This window comes from Thermococcus indicus (genome assembly GCF_006274605.1).
Taxonomy (GTDB): Archaea; Methanobacteriota_B; Thermococci; order Thermococcales; family Thermococcaceae; genus Thermococcus; species Thermococcus indicus.
In genome coordinates this window covers 610539-624675 of sequence record NZ_CP040846.1, presented here as the reverse complement: position 1 = coordinate 624675, position 14137 = coordinate 610539, and the positions used below count along the sequence as shown (strand labels likewise).

Annotated in this window: 15 protein-coding genes; 3 read left to right on the top strand and 12 right to left on the bottom strand. The window is 54.8% G+C overall.

Features of this window, described 5'->3' with window-relative positions; genetic code table 11:
* Positions 1–8 precede the first annotated feature (8 nt).
* From FH039_RS03400 to FH039_RS03370, 7 genes are all read right to left on the bottom strand, one after another.
* Positions 9–1085 carry an aspartate kinase gene (locus FH039_RS03400; RefSeq protein WP_139680212.1) on the bottom strand — a complete coding sequence of 359 codons (1077 nt, stop codon included), beginning with the start codon at positions 1083–1085 and terminating at the stop codon, positions 9–11.
* Between the two features lie 4 nt (positions 1086–1089).
* On the bottom strand, positions 1090–2094 hold the full coding sequence (locus FH039_RS03395; protein WP_139680211.1) for a methionine synthase: 1005 nt from the start codon (positions 2092–2094) through the stop codon (positions 1090–1092).
* Position 2095: 1 nt separating this feature from the next.
* Positions 2096–3025, bottom strand: a complete 930-nt coding sequence (locus FH039_RS03390; RefSeq protein ID WP_139680210.1) for a uroporphyrinogen decarboxylase/cobalamine-independent methonine synthase family protein — start codon at positions 3023–3025, stop codon at positions 2096–2098.
* A complete protein-coding gene (locus tag FH039_RS03385) occupies positions 3022–4050 on the bottom strand; it encodes a methylenetetrahydrofolate reductase C-terminal domain-containing protein (RefSeq protein WP_240703264.1) in 1029 nt (342 codons plus the stop codon). The genes FH039_RS03390 and FH039_RS03385 overlap by 4 nt, the downstream gene beginning before the upstream one ends.
* Complete coding sequence (locus FH039_RS03380) at positions 4034–5143, bottom strand: cystathionine gamma-synthase family protein (RefSeq protein ID WP_139680208.1); 1110 nt, start codon at positions 5141–5143, stop codon at positions 4034–4036. The genes FH039_RS03385 and FH039_RS03380 overlap by 17 nt, the downstream gene beginning before the upstream one ends.
* 167 nt (positions 5144–5310) lie before the next feature.
* Positions 5311–5997 carry a Ribonuclease P protein component 3 gene (locus tag FH039_RS03375; RefSeq protein WP_139680207.1) on the bottom strand — a complete coding sequence of 229 codons (687 nt, stop codon included), beginning with the start codon at positions 5995–5997 and terminating at the stop codon, positions 5311–5313.
* Positions 5994–6449, bottom strand: a complete 456-nt coding sequence (locus FH039_RS03370) for an RNA-binding protein (protein WP_139681603.1) — start codon at positions 6447–6449, stop codon at positions 5994–5996. Before FH039_RS03370 ends, FH039_RS03375 begins: the two co-directional genes overlap by 4 nt.
* Positions 6450–6553: 104 nt before the next feature.
* Between FH039_RS03370 and FH039_RS03365 the strand changes: the two genes are divergently transcribed.
* Positions 6554–6784, top strand: coding sequence for an AbrB/MazE/SpoVT family DNA-binding domain-containing protein (locus tag FH039_RS03365; protein ID WP_139680206.1), 231 nt, complete (start codon positions 6554–6556; stop codon positions 6782–6784).
* 1 nt (position 6785) lies between these two features.
* On the top strand, positions 6786–7166 hold the full coding sequence (locus FH039_RS03360; RefSeq protein ID WP_139680205.1) for a type II toxin-antitoxin system VapC family toxin: 381 nt from the start codon (positions 6786–6788) through the stop codon (positions 7164–7166).
* Positions 7167–7222: 56 nt separating this feature from the next.
* Here the strand turns inward: FH039_RS03360 and FH039_RS03355 are convergent, their stop codons facing one another.
* The 4 genes from FH039_RS03355 to FH039_RS03340 form a co-directional block, all read right to left on the bottom strand.
* Positions 7223–7693: a hypothetical protein gene (locus FH039_RS03355; RefSeq protein WP_139680204.1), complete on the bottom strand. Its 471-nt coding sequence runs from the start codon at positions 7691–7693 to the stop codon at positions 7223–7225.
* Between the two features lie 10 nt (positions 7694–7703).
* Positions 7704–8948: a hypothetical protein gene (locus tag FH039_RS03350; RefSeq protein WP_139680203.1), complete on the bottom strand. Its 1245-nt coding sequence runs from the start codon at positions 8946–8948 to the stop codon at positions 7704–7706.
* Between the two features lie 11 nt (positions 8949–8959).
* Positions 8960–10015, bottom strand: a complete 1056-nt coding sequence (locus FH039_RS03345) for a hypothetical protein (RefSeq protein WP_139680202.1) — start codon at positions 10013–10015, stop codon at positions 8960–8962.
* Between the two features lie 218 nt (positions 10016–10233).
* Complete coding sequence (locus tag FH039_RS03340; protein WP_139680201.1) at positions 10234–10818, bottom strand: 50S ribosomal protein L15e; 585 nt, start codon at positions 10816–10818, stop codon at positions 10234–10236.
* 127 nt (positions 10819–10945) lie between these two features.
* On the opposite strand from FH039_RS03340, the gene FH039_RS03335 reads away from it, so the two are divergent.
* Entirely contained in the window at positions 10946–12016 is a 1071-nt protein-coding gene (locus FH039_RS03335) for a M24 family metallopeptidase (protein WP_139681602.1), read from the top strand.
* A gap of 6 nt (positions 12017–12022) precedes the next feature.
* Here FH039_RS03335 and FH039_RS03330 read toward each other — a convergent pair whose 3' ends face one another.
* The gene (locus FH039_RS03330) at positions 12023–14056 is read right to left on the bottom strand and encodes an NYN domain-containing protein (RefSeq protein ID WP_206206163.1); all 2034 of its coding nucleotides are present in this window, start codon (positions 14054–14056) and stop codon (positions 12023–12025) included.
* Positions 14057–14137: the final 81 nt, after the last annotated feature.

Here is a 14137-nt window from a genome sequence, read left to right as displayed (position 1 = left end):
GCAACACCCTACGCGCTTACGCTCAGCTCCCCGCCGGCCCGGCTCGGGAACGCGCGGACGTCGAAGAGCCCGCCGGTTACGGCGTCGTGGATTCTGACGAGGTAGCTACCGAGCCTCGCGCGCGGAACCCTCAGGGAGACGTAGGGAACTCCCCCCTCCCAGCGGACCCTCGCGTCCCAGCCGGGCACCGAGTCCACCCCAACCACGCTTATGACCGCGGACTCACCGTCAACGCGGTGAACCACCACGGGGATTCCCGAGCTCCTCTCACCGACGACCGTTCCAACGTTCCAGTTCCTGATTCCGGCCAGAAGGATTTCCGCGCCAGCCGAGACCGCTTTCTCGTGGAGGGCCTTCATGCCGAGGCGGGAAGCCACGAGGGCCTCGCCCCTTGAGACGAAGGGTATGAGCCTGGCCGATACGACGCGGTGGGGGTCGGCGGTGTAGATTCCGTCCACATGGCTGACGATGAGAACCCTCCAGCCGAGGAGCCTGCCGAGGACGGAGGCAGTGTAGTCGCTCCCGCCCCGCCCGAGGGTCGTCACCATGCCGTTGAAGCCCCCGACGAAGCCCGGAACGACAGGAATCTCCCCGGCATCTAAAACTTCCTCCACGAGGGAGACGTTCCCGGCACTCACCTTAAGGTCCACGCTGGCGTCGCCGAAGTTGCCGTCCGTCACGAGGAGCTCCCAGGGTTCGACGATTCTGGCGGAAAGGCCCCTTCTCTTAAGCGCCTCGGCGAAAATCCTCGCCGAGAGCAACTCTCCGAAGGACAGCACTCTGTCGGTGAACGCCTCTCCGCACGGGAACTTTTCTCTACCGGCTAAAACGCCCTCCAGCTCCCCGAAAATGGGGGAGAGCACCGAAGGCTCTACCCCGTGCCTCTCCGCGTGCTCCCGATGGAGCCCCACGAGGCGGTCGAGGCGTTCTTCCCCGCGGGCCAGGCCGAGGAGGGCGTCGGTGACGCCCTTGAGCGCAGATACAACAACGACGACGTCGCCCGCATCCCAGAGCCTCTCGGTGAGCTCGACCGCCGAGGGGAGCTCGAACCTCACGGAGCTGCCGCCGAACTTCACCACAATCATAGCGTTACCTCCTGAAGGGTATCGTCTCCTTCCCCTCCCCCGCGAGCTCCTTACGAACGAGCTCAACGCCCTTAACCATGTTCACGAGCTTCTGGTAGGCTATCCTCCTGTCCAAGAGCTTCAGCCCGCAGTCGGGGTTGATGTAGAGCCTCTCGGGCTCGATGTACTCCATAACCTTCCTTATCGCCCTGGCAACCTCCCCCGGGCTCTCGATCCTCGGGTTGTGGACGTCAACAACTCCAAAGCCGAGCTCCTGGTGGGTGAGCTTCCTCAGGAAGTCCATGTCCCTGAAGTTCCTGTTGGCGAACTCAAGGGCGAACTGGGAAACCCTCAGCTCATCGAAGTGGTCGGCCAAGAGGTAGTAGTTGGAGTAGCAGACGTGGAGGCCGAACTTCACCCTAACGCCCTTAACGGCCCTGTTTATTGCCTCGACCGCAATGGGAACCTCGTCCGGGTGGTTGAGCATCGCGGGCTCGTCTATCTGTATGAAGTTGGCGCCCTCCTTTTCGAGGAGCTTGAACTCCCTGTTGAGGATTCTGGCAAGTTCAGGGGCGAACTCCTCCTTGCTTGAGTAGTACTCGTTGAAGCTCCACTCCGCTATCGTGTAGGGGCCCGTAATCGGAACCTTGACTATCTTTCTCGTCGTGTTCTCCCAGACCCAGTGGAACTCGTCGAGGACGAGGGGCTCGCGGTATTCGAGCTTTGAAACTGCAGAGGCTTTGTTGAAGTACGCATTTCCCCACACCCTAACCGGGCCGTAGAACCTGAAGCCGGCAATCTTGGCGGTGAAGTGCTCGGTCATCTCGCTCCTTCCCATCTCGCCGTCCCAGGGTATGTCTATACCCGCCCTCTCGTGCTCCCTGAGGACCGCGACGCTCGCGTCCCTAACGGCTTCCCTGAAGTCCTCCTCCGGAATCCTCCCCAGGGAGCGGAGCCTGTACATCCTGAGGAGCCACCTTGGCTTCGGGTAACTCCCGATTATGCTCGTCGGAAGTATGGGCAGTTCCATCTCACTCACCCCCGAGCTTTCCGAGGAGCTTGAGCTTCCTCCAGGCCACGCTCTCGGGCAGGAAGTCGAGGAGCGTGTTGGGCGTTACGTAGACCTTTCCGTGCCTCCTGAGAATGGGCCTCAGCCTGTCCACGAGCCTGTCCTTTCTCTCCATCCTGGTTTCCCTCGCGTTCACTATGCCAACTCCCAGCTCTCCCCTGTAGGACTCTGGGAGTGAGCCCTCCACGAGGTCGAAGTTGAGTATTACGCCCTCTGGAAGAACCTTCGGTGTTCCAAAGTACGTGACAACCCAGAGCCTCTTCACCCTCGCAAGGCCTTCTATGAGCTCCTTCGCCTTCTCGGGCGAGACTTCCTCGTGCTTTTCCCTCGTGGCCCTTGAGAGCTCCGCGGCCAGGGCGGGCTCCTGGAGCTCGACGAGCTCAACCGGTAGCTCCTTCATGAGCTCCGCCAAAACCCCGGCGTAGGCCTCAGCGAGCTCGTCGAGGCTCTCGTAGGCCTCGTTAATCGAGTGGTAAGCCAGAGTAACCGGGCCAGGGAGGACGGCCTTCAGGGTCGCCCCCGGATAAACGTCTTCCTTTATGTCGAGGGCTATGTTGAGCCACTCTGGAATCGGGTTCTCCCTCAGCGAGAGCTCGCCCCTCACGACCGGGGAGCGGTAGAAGAAGTTGTTCTCGTAGAACTTGAAGAGCCCGTTTACTTCTACGCCGTCTATGAACCTTATCAGCGGGTTGAAGATGTCGTCCCAGCGGTAGAGGCCGTCGGTTATCACCCCTATCTTGGCCTTCCTCAGCCTCTCAAATGCCCTCCTCGTGTGCTCCCTGTAGGCCTTCTCAAGCTTCTCCTCGTCGAGTCTCCCTATCGAGTAGAGCTCAATCTTTTTTGCCAGCGAAACAGGCCGCGGAAGGCTTCCAATCAAAGCAGGAACTATCATTCAAACACCTCCTTCGTCGTTTTTACGGCATCAGTGGCGAGGGAAAGCCACCCCTCCAGGCTCCGGGAGAAGACAATCAGGTTGATTCCCGAAACGAAGTCCAGGGTCTTCACCTCCTCAAGGAGCTCCTCGAAGCCTTCATCTCCCGCAGGAATGCCCATCCTTTCGAGGGCCGGCCTGAGCTCCTCGGTCAGCGGGTGGAGGAGGGAGACGAGTACGGGGACGTCTCCCCCGGCGGAGCGGAGGACCTCCTTAAGCCTGGAGAGGCTCTCCTTCGAGGCGACCACCTGGGTCACAAGGGCCTCCGCCCCGGCCACGAGCTTCCTCAAAACGCGCTTGGCCTCAAGGGCCGGCCTGTAGTGGGGGTTTATCGTCCCGAGGACGCGGGGCCTCTCGTCGGCCTCAAACCTCTCCCCCGTGGGCAGGATTCCAGCGAACACGAGCCTCGCGAGCCTTATGAGGTTCGCCGAGTCGAGGTCGAAGACGGGCCTCGACGGAAGGCTCAGGCCCGGCCAGTCACCGGTAGTCATCAGAACCGCCTCGAAGCCGAAGAGAAGCGCCGTTCTCAGCTCCGACGCAACGGCCGTCAGGTTTCTGTCCTTGCCGGTGAGGTGGGGGCAGACGGGCCTTCCGAGGGACTTGAGATAGAGGGCCATGGCGGTCGGCTCGAAGTGGGGGTAGCCAAGGGGATTATCCGGGACGGTCAGCAAATCAACGTCCCTCACCGAGCCGACCACGAGGTGGACGTCCTCCCAGGTCCTCACCGCCGAGATGGGGAACTCCAGCGTTAGGGCCCTTCCGAGCTCAAGGCCCCTCCAGAAGGCCGAGTCCCTGGGCCTGGTGTCACCCTCAACGAGCTTCTCCATCTCCCTCAGCACTGGGTGCTCCTCGAAAGGTGCCTCCTCAACCTCAAGTCTCCTGAGCAATGGGCACATCCTCCCGTCCACCTCGCACCTCTCTCCAAGCGCCCCGCCGCAGGGGCCGTTCAGCATTCCCTTTGGGCAAGAGCTAAGCCTGAGCCCCACCACCCCCCAAAGCCCTGTCAATGTCCTCAATCAGCTCATCAGCGTCCTCAACTCCCAAGGAAAGGCGTATCAGACCCTCGGTGATTCCGAGGAGCTTCCTCCTCTCGGGCGGCATCGTCTTGGCGGCGCTCTTAGTCGGGTAAGAGGCTATGCTCTCAACTCCCCCGAGGGACGGAGAGGGGAAAACCCTCCTCAGCGAGCGCAGAAAGGCCTCCGCCTCAGCTTTTCCGGAGAGCTCAAAGCTCACGACCCCTCCGAACAGTGGCCTCTCGAAGAGCCTCTCCGCGGTTTCGTGGTGCGGGTCGTCCTTGAGACCCGGGTAGTGGACTTCTACGACCTTCGGGTGCTCCCTCAGGAACTCAGCTACGGCAAGTGCGTTCCTGCTCTGCCTCTCGAAGCGAAGTTCAAGGGTCTTCATCCCCCTGAGGGTGAGCCAGGCCTCAACCGGCTGGATTATGGAGCCGAGCCTCCTCCGCCAGTGCCAGAGCTCCCCGATGTCGGGGCTTCCCGAAACGATTGCCCCGCCGAGGACGTCGTTGTGGCCCGCTACGTACTTTGTGAGGCTGTGAACCACCAGGTCGGCACCGGCCCTGAACGGTCTGAAGACGAGGGGCGAGAAGGTGTTATCCACGACCAGGGTTGCCCCAACCTCTCTGGCCCTTTTGGCGACCTCGGAGACATCTATGACCTTCAGAGTAGGGTTCGTCACGGTCTCAACGAGCACGAGCGATGTCCCGTCGGAGATGGCCTCAGCTATGGCTTCGGCGCTCGGATAGGCGAGCTTAACGCGAACCCCAAACTTCCCCAGCTCCTCGGCCAGCTGAACCGTCGTTCCGTAGGATTCCATGGGCAGGACAACCTCGCTTCCCTTAGAAAGGAGGGAGAGGTAGGTGCAGCTTATCGCCGCCATGCCACTGTTGAAGGCCAGAGTCTCCTTTCCGCCTTCGAGCCCCCTCAGCTTCCTTTCGAGCTCCCTGACGGTGGGATTCTCCTCCCTGCTGTACTTGAGGTCAAAGCCCCTGTCCGACTTCCCAGGTTCGCCCACCTGCTCAAACGCCACAGTAAGGTAGATTGGCTTGTGAAGAGGTCTCATCGAACCACCGGGCATGTTCGGGCGAGAGCTTTTATATATTTTTCGACATATTTTAGAGTATTAAATATTCCTCAGAGTTATAACACTTTCAATAGTTATAAATATAACTAGCCAAAATTTAAAATCACGAAAAACAGCGTGAAAAATAAGCTATGAAAATAAACCGATCACAGGGTGCTGAGAATCCTCCTCGGATAAAAGTTCAGGCTCGCCCTCGCCCTTGGGGCGTCCATACCTATGTTCCTCCCAAGACCCATCAGGTCTCTAGGTCCGCGAACCTCCCACCTGCTTTCCGCGGAGCTCGTGATGAACCTCGGCACACCGTATTTGTCCACCAGCTGCCAGGTCTTCGTCATGAAGCGGAGGATCTGAACCCTCTCGTAGGGGCCAGCGGAGAGCAGGGGCGCGAGGGAGAACCCTATGGCGACTCCCCTCCTGGCGGCCATTCCCGCGAGGGTGTGGTCGAAGCCCGGATCCTTTCTCCCGAACCAGGGGCTTATGAGGGCATCAACACCGCCCTCAATGGCAAGGCGGTTCACCCTCATATCGCCGCCCTGAACGTAGAGAAGGGCACGGAGGTTCCTCTTCTTCACCTCCTTTATCAGACCCGGTCTGCTTGTAACGAGCAGGAGGGCGACCTTTTCGTACCTCTCACGGAGGAGCCTGAGCTCATCCTTGAGCTCGCCCCACTCGGGGGGACCATCAAGAACGAGCTTCTTCGTGAAGACGACCTCATCAAACCACTCCTTAGCTAATTCGTAGGCTTCCTCGCTCCTCACGTCCATCTCAACGAAGTGGTCGTGGGAGAAGGGTACCTCCCCATCCCCGTCCCCAAGGGGCATCCCGACGCTCATTCTTCCAGCCACTCCTGAACGGCTTTGACGACCGCTTCCTTCCTCATGGGGAAGGCCTTGACCTTTATCCTGACCTGCACCACGTCCGACCCCTCATCTATTTCCGACTCGCCGAGATACGCTTTCTGCTTGTTGAAGCGGACGTAGAAGGTTCCCTCCTCATCGACCTTCTCATCAAGGTGGTCCAGGAGGTAGCGCCTGTCCCCCTCGCTCAGCAGTTCATTGAAGTGGTCGATGAACTTCCTAACGGCCCTGCTCCGCTTGATTTCGACGTTGACGACCTTAATGGGGTTGCCGAAGAAACCCGTGGTCTCGTCGATATCGAAGATTATGTCCTCCTCGTCTATCTCCTCGGAGATGAAGGTCGCTATCGCCTCGAGAACCTTGTCCTCGTCCTCGGTGGCGTGGATGAACGTGGTAATCCTGACGTGGTGCGCCCGTATCTTCCCCATCGCTCTCACCGGGGTTGATTCGACACCGTGCTTTAAAAGGTAACCCACAAAATTGTCGGGCAACAGTTATAAACTCGTCCCATCAAACCCATATTGGTGGGAAAATGCTGGCAAAAGTGGATTCCAAGGGGAGGCTATACATCCCAAAGGAACTGAGAAAGGACCTCTCCAGAGAGGTTTACCTCGTAAGGGTCAATGATGGAGTGCTAATAGTTCCCAAACCGGAGGACCCTCTGAGGGAACTCGAAGAGCTGGGAAATAAACTCCCAGATATACCCCTCGAGGAACTAAGGGTGGAAATCCTAAAAGAGGCAGAGAAGCTTGCAGGTGAGTGAGATGGTCTACGCAGACACGGATTTCTTTCTTGCCCTGATGAAACCAAACGACTGGCTGAAGGAGAACGCAAAAAAGCTCTACGAGCGGTACAGGGGAGAGATAACAACGTCAGAGGCCACGTTCATTGAGCTTCTCCTTCTGGCCAGAAAGTTCAACCTCGACCCCATGAGAATCACCGCTGCAGTAATGGCCATAACCGGACTAGAAGACGACCTTTACCTGCGAGCGGCATACTACATGAAGGAGCACGGTCTCAACCCGTTCGACGCATTCCACGCGGCCCACTGCGGAGGAATGATAATAAGCTCCGACAAAGCCTTCGGCAGGGTGGGAATCAAGAGGATAAAGCTCGAAAGTCCGGAAGAAGAGCAGGGAAGTTAACCCATGGAACACTCACCACTTCGGGCATAAAGACTCAACCAAAAGCCAAGAGGGTGTTATACGGATTTCGAGTCCCTGCTGGTGTTGCCCCCCGTCACTGCCATTGCCCAGCCGATTATGAGCAGCATGGAGGCACCGGCCGTAAGCGCTATGGGCAACAGGTATTCCTCGGGAAGGTACGGCGCCCTGCGGCATACTCCTTCCGGGGAGACTTCCCAGGGAGTTAGGATTGCGTCGAGGGGCGTGGAGAGGGGGAGCGTGAGGAAGAACGAGAGTATCCATACCGGAATCCCGATGCTCGAGAAGCTGTCCTTACCGAGGATTCTTCCGAGGAGGTATCCAAGGCAGAAGAAGAGCGCCGCGGGAATCAGAAAACCCAGGTGCAGGCTTCGATATATGGGGGCAAAATCTGATGTTCCTGCTTTTCTCATCTCGTTCATGGATATCGAGACCACCGCCCAGCCGATCACTGAGGAGGAAATAATCAAAGAGAGTGTCAGGATAAGCAATACCCTCTGTCCTTTCATACAACCACCTCTACGACTCACGTTTGGCTAACATTAGAGTGACCGCGAGTATCACAGCAATTAAGAGCGCGATACCCACATATTCTCCATTGTTCCACCATTTCTCGGAGTGGGATTTAAATCCAGAATGTTCTTCACCAGAACGTTCCGTTCTCTGCACTACCAGCACATTCAAAGGGACGTCTGGTGCACTGAACTCCGCAGGGCGAATTTCCACTTGAACCGGCATCTCACTGAAAGGTACCCACCCCATGTAACACTTTCCTGCTTCGGCATTTTGTTCAGGATTAATTTTAAGCAGAGCCCCGTTTGAGAGAACACGTAAGGAACCATCAACGATTTCTGCGACCTTCCCGGTAGTATTGAGATACGCTAAGGGGGTTCCATTTTCATCAATGACAAAAGTCTCCCTCATGGTTCCGAGAGCGCACATCTTTTCGTTACAGGATACACCCAGTATTTTTATACTCCAGAAGTCGTCCCAGTCTTCCTCGCGGGGACATTGATAGGAATTGAACCACTCAATTTCACTGCCTGAAGAGATCTTCAGGACAAAGTAGTTGGCTATCCACGGCGCATCGCTTCCACCACCGTAGACGCCTGCAACGACGGCATAACCCCCCAATGGTGATGATTCCTCAGGCCTATCATAATAACCCGTGTTGAGGACTTCGGCCCAGTTGAGAGTCCCGTTTAACGAAATCGCCGCTAGGAAAATGTGAGACCTGGGGTCTTCGGAAAAACTGGCGGTTCCCGCTACGATGATTATCTTTTCAATGTATGTTATGGTGGTTAGTTGTACACTTCCACTGGACAATGATTCGTTGATTCGCCCCAGTGTAAGCCGGCCGATCCATAGAACGTTCCCATTTGAGTCCAGAACCCCAACAACCTTTCCACGGGTAAACGCAACGTTTCCATTTGGCAGAACCGTTGCATCATCCACGCTCATGTTTTTTGCCCAGATGAGGTCCCCATCTGTACTGAACTTGGCTAGAACTTCATCGCCTACAAGAAGAACGCCATCACCGGCCGGGACAATATTAAGAACATGAATTTCGTCTGGAATTTTGATGGTCAATTCAGGAATCCCAGTAAGGGTCATCTTTACTATGGTGCCGTTCTCTGTTAGAGCGTACATTCCTCCCTCTGAAATCACGGCATCTCCGAGCGTCCAGTTTTGAGCGAGCGCATTGTCTGGATATGCGGTGGTTAAAATCATGAAAAGAATAAAGATGAAAGCTCGTCGGTTCACCTCATTTCCCCTCAGGACCTATATTCTCTCACGCCCTTGGGGCTGACCTCAACCTCGAATTTCAGTGTATCCGTTGGGATAATCATCCAGTTGGCAACGTTGAACTTCACCCGGGCCTCAAAGGATAGCCGGGCTGTGTTCGGCTTGGAGACAACGATAACGCTGGGGTTTGCATCGAGGATTATTCCATAAGCTGGTCTTGAGAGGCGTCCACTTCCAATCTTCTTTACAAAGTCGTAGTGGATGAACTCAACGTTCCTTCCAATCTCGCGACTCTTAACCTTCCACCTGAACGTGACGCCGTCGTTGGTTTCCTCACTTGTTGATGCAGAGGCGGAATAACTGAGCAAGTTTCCTTCTACGTTTATTGTTGAAGTGTATGAGTAGTATTTTTTAGGTCCCCCATCCATTTTGGGTAGCCACTTGCTTATCCATACCTCCGAAAGGGGTATCCTAGTCGGAACACTTATGTCGACGGCCATCTCATCAACGGCTATGTCGCTCCTCTTGGGATTGCTCGACTGATGGATTTCCACAAGGTAGTATTTCATCCCCGATGTTGTGGAGACGTAGCTGAATTCCGCCATTACTCCCATCTCCATTGTGTTTCCGATGAAGACCTTCTTCCATGTGACTGCTCCAACCTCGGTCCAATCTCGGGTTCGTCCCATTATCGATATCTTCCTGCGTGCCGGCCTCTGCGAGAAGTTCTTTGCCTTTTTAACGAAGTCCCTTAGGACGGTCTCCTTTTTTACGGGCCCCTCTACGATGTAGTAATATACTCTACCGCCGGTATCCTCATATACTCCCAAGAATGTTACTTGAGATAACTCCTGGCTGGGGACTATTCTAAGCGTCAGGTTTTTGCGATTCATCTCTACTAGGGCTTTCACTGCATCCTCCCCGTAAAAGTACATCATTTTGCCCGTTGGAGTTGATATGGGGTCAATGTCCAACGTATCTTTGTCAGATTCCTTTGCCACCTCCGCGGATGTATTTGTTCCAGCCGCTGTCACCCCCACCACCAGCAGCCCAAGGATGACTGCGAACAGCGGCTTCCACCGCATATGGCCCACCTCATTATAGTTCCCACATTACTATTTGGATGATTTATCCTTTATAAACTTTCTTCTTACTATACGTAAAAATCCTTCCGGTTTTCAGTTCAAAAAAGCCCGAGTAAGTGAGTTGCACGACGATGCAACGGGTTAGAACGAGAAGCAGAAGAAGCCCCAACTGGACTCTAAGCTTTAGACAGTGAACGATCAAAAGAGTAGAAGAGAAATCACTTGCCCTTGCCCTTGTTGGCCCTTATGCTGGGCCTGACCTTCTCGGCGCCCTTGCCCTTGTTCCTCAGGCCGCGGCTCTTCCTGCCGGCGCTGGTGAGTCCGCGGAAGACGCGACCCTTGTGGGCCTTGCCGGTGATCCAGTTGATCTTGGGGTCGGCCTTGATGACCGGGTGGTGCGGATCGACCATTATGACCTCAAACCACCTGTACATTCCGTCCTCGCCGACCCAGTAGCTGTTGAGGACCTCGAGGTTCGGGAACTTGCGAGCAGCCTTCTCCTCGGCGATCCACTGGAGGCTCTTCTTCGGGCTGTACTTGACCTGACCCATCTTACTCGGCTTCCTTCCGCCCTTCCACCTGGGCCTCTTCCTTCCGCCCTTCCTGACGCGGACGCGGACGATAACGTAGCCCTGCTTGGCCTGGTAGCCGAGCGAGCGGGCGCGGTCGAGCCTGGTCGGCCTCTCGGCGCGGACGACGACCGGCTCCCTCCTCCACTTGATCATCCTGACCTTGAGAAGGTCCCCAACGTAGCTCTTCTTCGGGCTCTTCCAGGCTTCCCTAATGTACTTGTACATGCTCATCTCGTTCACCTCTTCCCAGTTTGTGGTTCTCCCTTACGGGAACATCCCGCGGGTTTGCCCCGCCTAGTCGGTCGAGGTTCGAGGTTGAGTTTTTAAGGGTTGCGGAGTAGTTAACGTGGTGAAACCGATGCGCCTTCAAAAACTCGTATCCCTCATGAAGGAAAGGAACTTCGACGGTGCCCTGATCAGTCCCGGGACCAATCTCTACTATCTCACGGACCTCCACATCCACGAGGCCGGTGAGAGGCTCACCGTTCTGGTTGTGAGCGCCGACGGCGACTACCGGCTCCTGGCCCCGAGCCTCTACGAGAACGTTGTCAGGAACTATCCCGTCACCTTCTGGCGCGACGGGGAGAACCCCTACGACAAGCTCGCCTGGATCCTGGCGGAGTTCCACCTGTCGGGCGGGAGACTTCTCATAGAGGACACGATGCGGGCCGACTGGCTCATGAAAGTCATCCGCCTCGGCAGCTTCGAGTTCCACCCCCTGAGCTCGCTCATGAGGGAGCTCCGCATGAGAAAGGACAGGCACGAGATAGAGATGATGGGACACGCCGCCAAGGCAGCGGACAGGGTCTTCGATGAGATTCTGAGCTGGGATTTGCTTGGCATGCGTGAGAGGGAGCTGGCTTTGAAGATAGAGCTGGCAATAAGGGAGCTCAGCGATGGGATTTCCTTCGAGCCGATAGTGGCGGGCGGTGAGAACGCCGCCAACCCCCACCACGCGCCCGGGGACAGGAGGCTCAGGAAGGGCGACCTGGTGATACTCGACTACGGGGCGAAGTGGAAGGGCTACTGCTCGGACATCACGAGAACCATCGCCCTTGGACGGCCGGACGAGAGGCTGGTGGAGATCTACGAGGTCGTCAAAGAGGCACAGGAGAGGGCATACCGGGCCGTCCGTGAAGGTGTTCTCGCGAGGGAGGTGGACGGGGCCGCGAGGGAGACGATAGCGAAAGCCGGCTACGGCGAGTACTTCACCCACAGAACCGGGCATGGACTCGGGCTGGACGTCCACGAAGAGCCCTACATCGGCCCGGACGGAAACGTGGCCCTGGAGAACGGCATGACCTTCACTATAGAACCCGGAATCTACGTTCCGGGCCTGGGCGGTGTTCGCATAGAGGACGACGTCGTCGTTCACGATGGGAGGGGAAAGAGGCTGACAAGGGCAGAGAGGGAGCTGATAATCATATGAACTCCCTCATAAACCCTCAATCTTTTTGTCAAAGTGCACGATTCCCTTGTGTATCTTGAAAGTAACCCTGTGTGTTTTGATGAACTCTTTGAGGTTAGGGTTCTTTTCTATCCAGTCAACATATCGGTCGTTGGAGACTATGTAAGCATCAAAATCTCTGGCGTATTTTATTACATAATCATCTGCAGGCACTTCCGCGGGCATTACCTCCACAATCCCGGAGTCAATTAGTTTCTCCAGCAATCCTTTATCTTCCACTTGGTATCTAAGACTAGCATCAACAAAGACGTGAATATCGGAGTACCCAAGTTCTTTCAGCTTCTCAACGACGAGTACAATGTTCCTTGCCAGAGCCTTCTCCCCGTGCCTTTTATCCCGGCCTTCCCACGCTACATTGCTCCCATCAACAATGACGGGAGGCAGCTTTGGCATGAAAGACTTGCTCTCGATATCATACGTTCCAATGTCGCTCCCATATCTCTTTAAGAGAGCAATGAGGTATTTTTCTAATTCCTCTTTGCTGGTAAAGGTCTTGTAGTTCCCGCTCTTCCTTCCCAGAGTGTACCAAAGGGAATCCCTGTTGAAATAAGCATATTCACATTCTTTTAACCATTGCCATATCTCATCGAGGCTGAGTTTCCGCCGCTCCTTTTTGAGATTGAGGAGCAGGCTAAGTATCAACGCATCGCCGTAAGTCTTGAGGTGATACTTTTCTTTTAGAGCCTTAAGTTCCTTGTAATCCTTATAGATTAACGCCACTAGCTCCGTCCTTGTTGAATATCCCAGCTTCTCAGCAACCAAAAATTCCAATGCATTGTTAAACCCACCCTTCTTAATGGCTATATATTCGTCCCGTTTCAGCGTCCCTCGTTGAAGGGACTCAAAGAACTCCCCAAATGTCTGGAAACCACGATCAGTGGCATATCTGTAGAGTTCAGCCTCCGTTGAAATCCCCAGGTCATTAAGCGTTAGCTCCTTACGAGCAACGAATTTTCCGGATTTAATCCTACACTCCCAATTAATATCCGAATCAGGGGTCTCTGAAACGTCATCTACCGGTTTGAAGATGGTAAACGGCTCCTTCAACTGTAGCTGGGCAAGGGAATCAACAAACCCCCTTTTCCGTGCATCAAGATATTCGCGCCGGGTGGTGTAACCCCTAGAAATTGCGTCTTTATACTCGTCTTCACTCAAAAATCCACCGGGCAGAACCCTCGTGAAAACTTTGGTCTTCTCATCGTACTCCCCAAATCTTCGTATAATTTCCGAAGACGTAAGATATCCCCCGAGCGATTCTGGGTCAGTTAAGATTTTTGGTTCCCCGTACCAGCTCATATCCTGATTCCATACGTTGTACTTCTGGAGAATCTTATTCCTCTCTGAGCGTAGCTTGTCCCATAGAATCTCAAGAGATATTTTCTCCCCGATGGCAATATCGCGTAGAATCTTAATGAGGTGGGCTTCCTCGATTGTGTTGAGTGAATACTCTGCCCTTATCTGATTGAGTTCCTTAAAAAGCACATATTCCCAACGGTTGTTGATATTAAGGCGTTTAGCTCCATCGTATTCATCGAATCTGGTAAACCCTCCCGCAACTGCATCGAAGTATTCCATTGCGTTTGCAAATCCACCCGAAAGGGCTTTTCTGAAGGATTCTCCATCAAGAAAACCAAGTCTTAACGCATCTACAAATTCCTCAAAATCTTCAAATTCGTTGTCCATAGCATAATAGAACAAATCACCCTCGGAGTCGAACTGAAGTTCCACATACTCCCCCGTCTTAGTATAGCCCGCTACAGTAACCGTGCCATCCCCATGCACATTCACACTTTTAATAGAGTCGTCAGATTTAAGTTTCTTCACGGCATTCCAGAATCCAAGTTTTATCGATAGCTCAACGTCCCCGAATGTCTTATATCCCCTTCTTTCAAAAGCATAGAACTTGCTACCGTCCCAGAAATAGAAGTATTTATTCGACGCATAAATAACCTCAGGCTTGTATTCGTCCAGAAGGAATTTGTAGTCCTCATACTTCCCCACTACTACAACTGGGCCACTAGTGACATGTTCAACGGAGATTAACTTGGGAGACCCAGACATGGAAACCACCCAAATGGGAAT

Excerpts from the sequence above, each read along its gene's own strand:
- FH039_RS03400 (WP_139680212.1), bottom strand. The coding sequence starts at position 1,085 with ATGATTGTGGTGAAGTTCGGCGGCAGCTCCGTGAGGTTCGAGCTCCCC.
- FH039_RS03395 (WP_139680211.1), bottom strand. The coding sequence starts at position 2,094 with ATGGAACTGCCCATACTTCCGACGAGCATAATCGGGAGTTACCCGAAG.
- FH039_RS03390 (WP_139680210.1), bottom strand. The coding sequence starts at position 3,025 with ATGATAGTTCCTGCTTTGATTGGAAGCCTTCCGCGGCCTGTTTCGCTG.
- FH039_RS03380 (WP_139680208.1), bottom strand. The coding sequence starts at position 5,143 with ATGAGACCTCTTCACAAGCCAATCTACCTTACTGTGGCGTTTGAGCAG.
- FH039_RS03375 (WP_139680207.1), bottom strand. The coding sequence starts at position 5,997 with ATGAGCGTCGGGATGCCCCTTGGGGACGGGGATGGGGAGGTACCCTTC.
- FH039_RS03370 (WP_139681603.1), bottom strand. The coding sequence starts at position 6,449 with ATGGGGAAGATACGGGCGCACCACGTCAGGATTACCACGTTCATCCAC.
- FH039_RS03365 (WP_139680206.1), top strand. The coding sequence starts at position 6,554 with ATGCTGGCAAAAGTGGATTCCAAGGGGAGGCTATACATCCCAAAGGAA.
- FH039_RS03360 (WP_139680205.1), top strand. The coding sequence starts at position 6,786 with ATGGTCTACGCAGACACGGATTTCTTTCTTGCCCTGATGAAACCAAAC.
- FH039_RS03355 (WP_139680204.1), bottom strand. The coding sequence starts at position 7,693 with ATGAAAGGACAGAGGGTATTGCTTATCCTGACACTCTCTTTGATTATT.
- FH039_RS03345 (WP_139680202.1), bottom strand. The coding sequence starts at position 10,015 with ATGCGGTGGAAGCCGCTGTTCGCAGTCATCCTTGGGCTGCTGGTGGTG.
- FH039_RS03340 (WP_139680201.1), bottom strand. The coding sequence starts at position 10,818 with ATGAGCATGTACAAGTACATTAGGGAAGCCTGGAAGAGCCCGAAGAAG.
- FH039_RS03335 (WP_139681602.1), top strand. The coding sequence starts at position 10,946 with ATGCGCCTTCAAAAACTCGTATCCCTCATGAAGGAAAGGAACTTCGAC.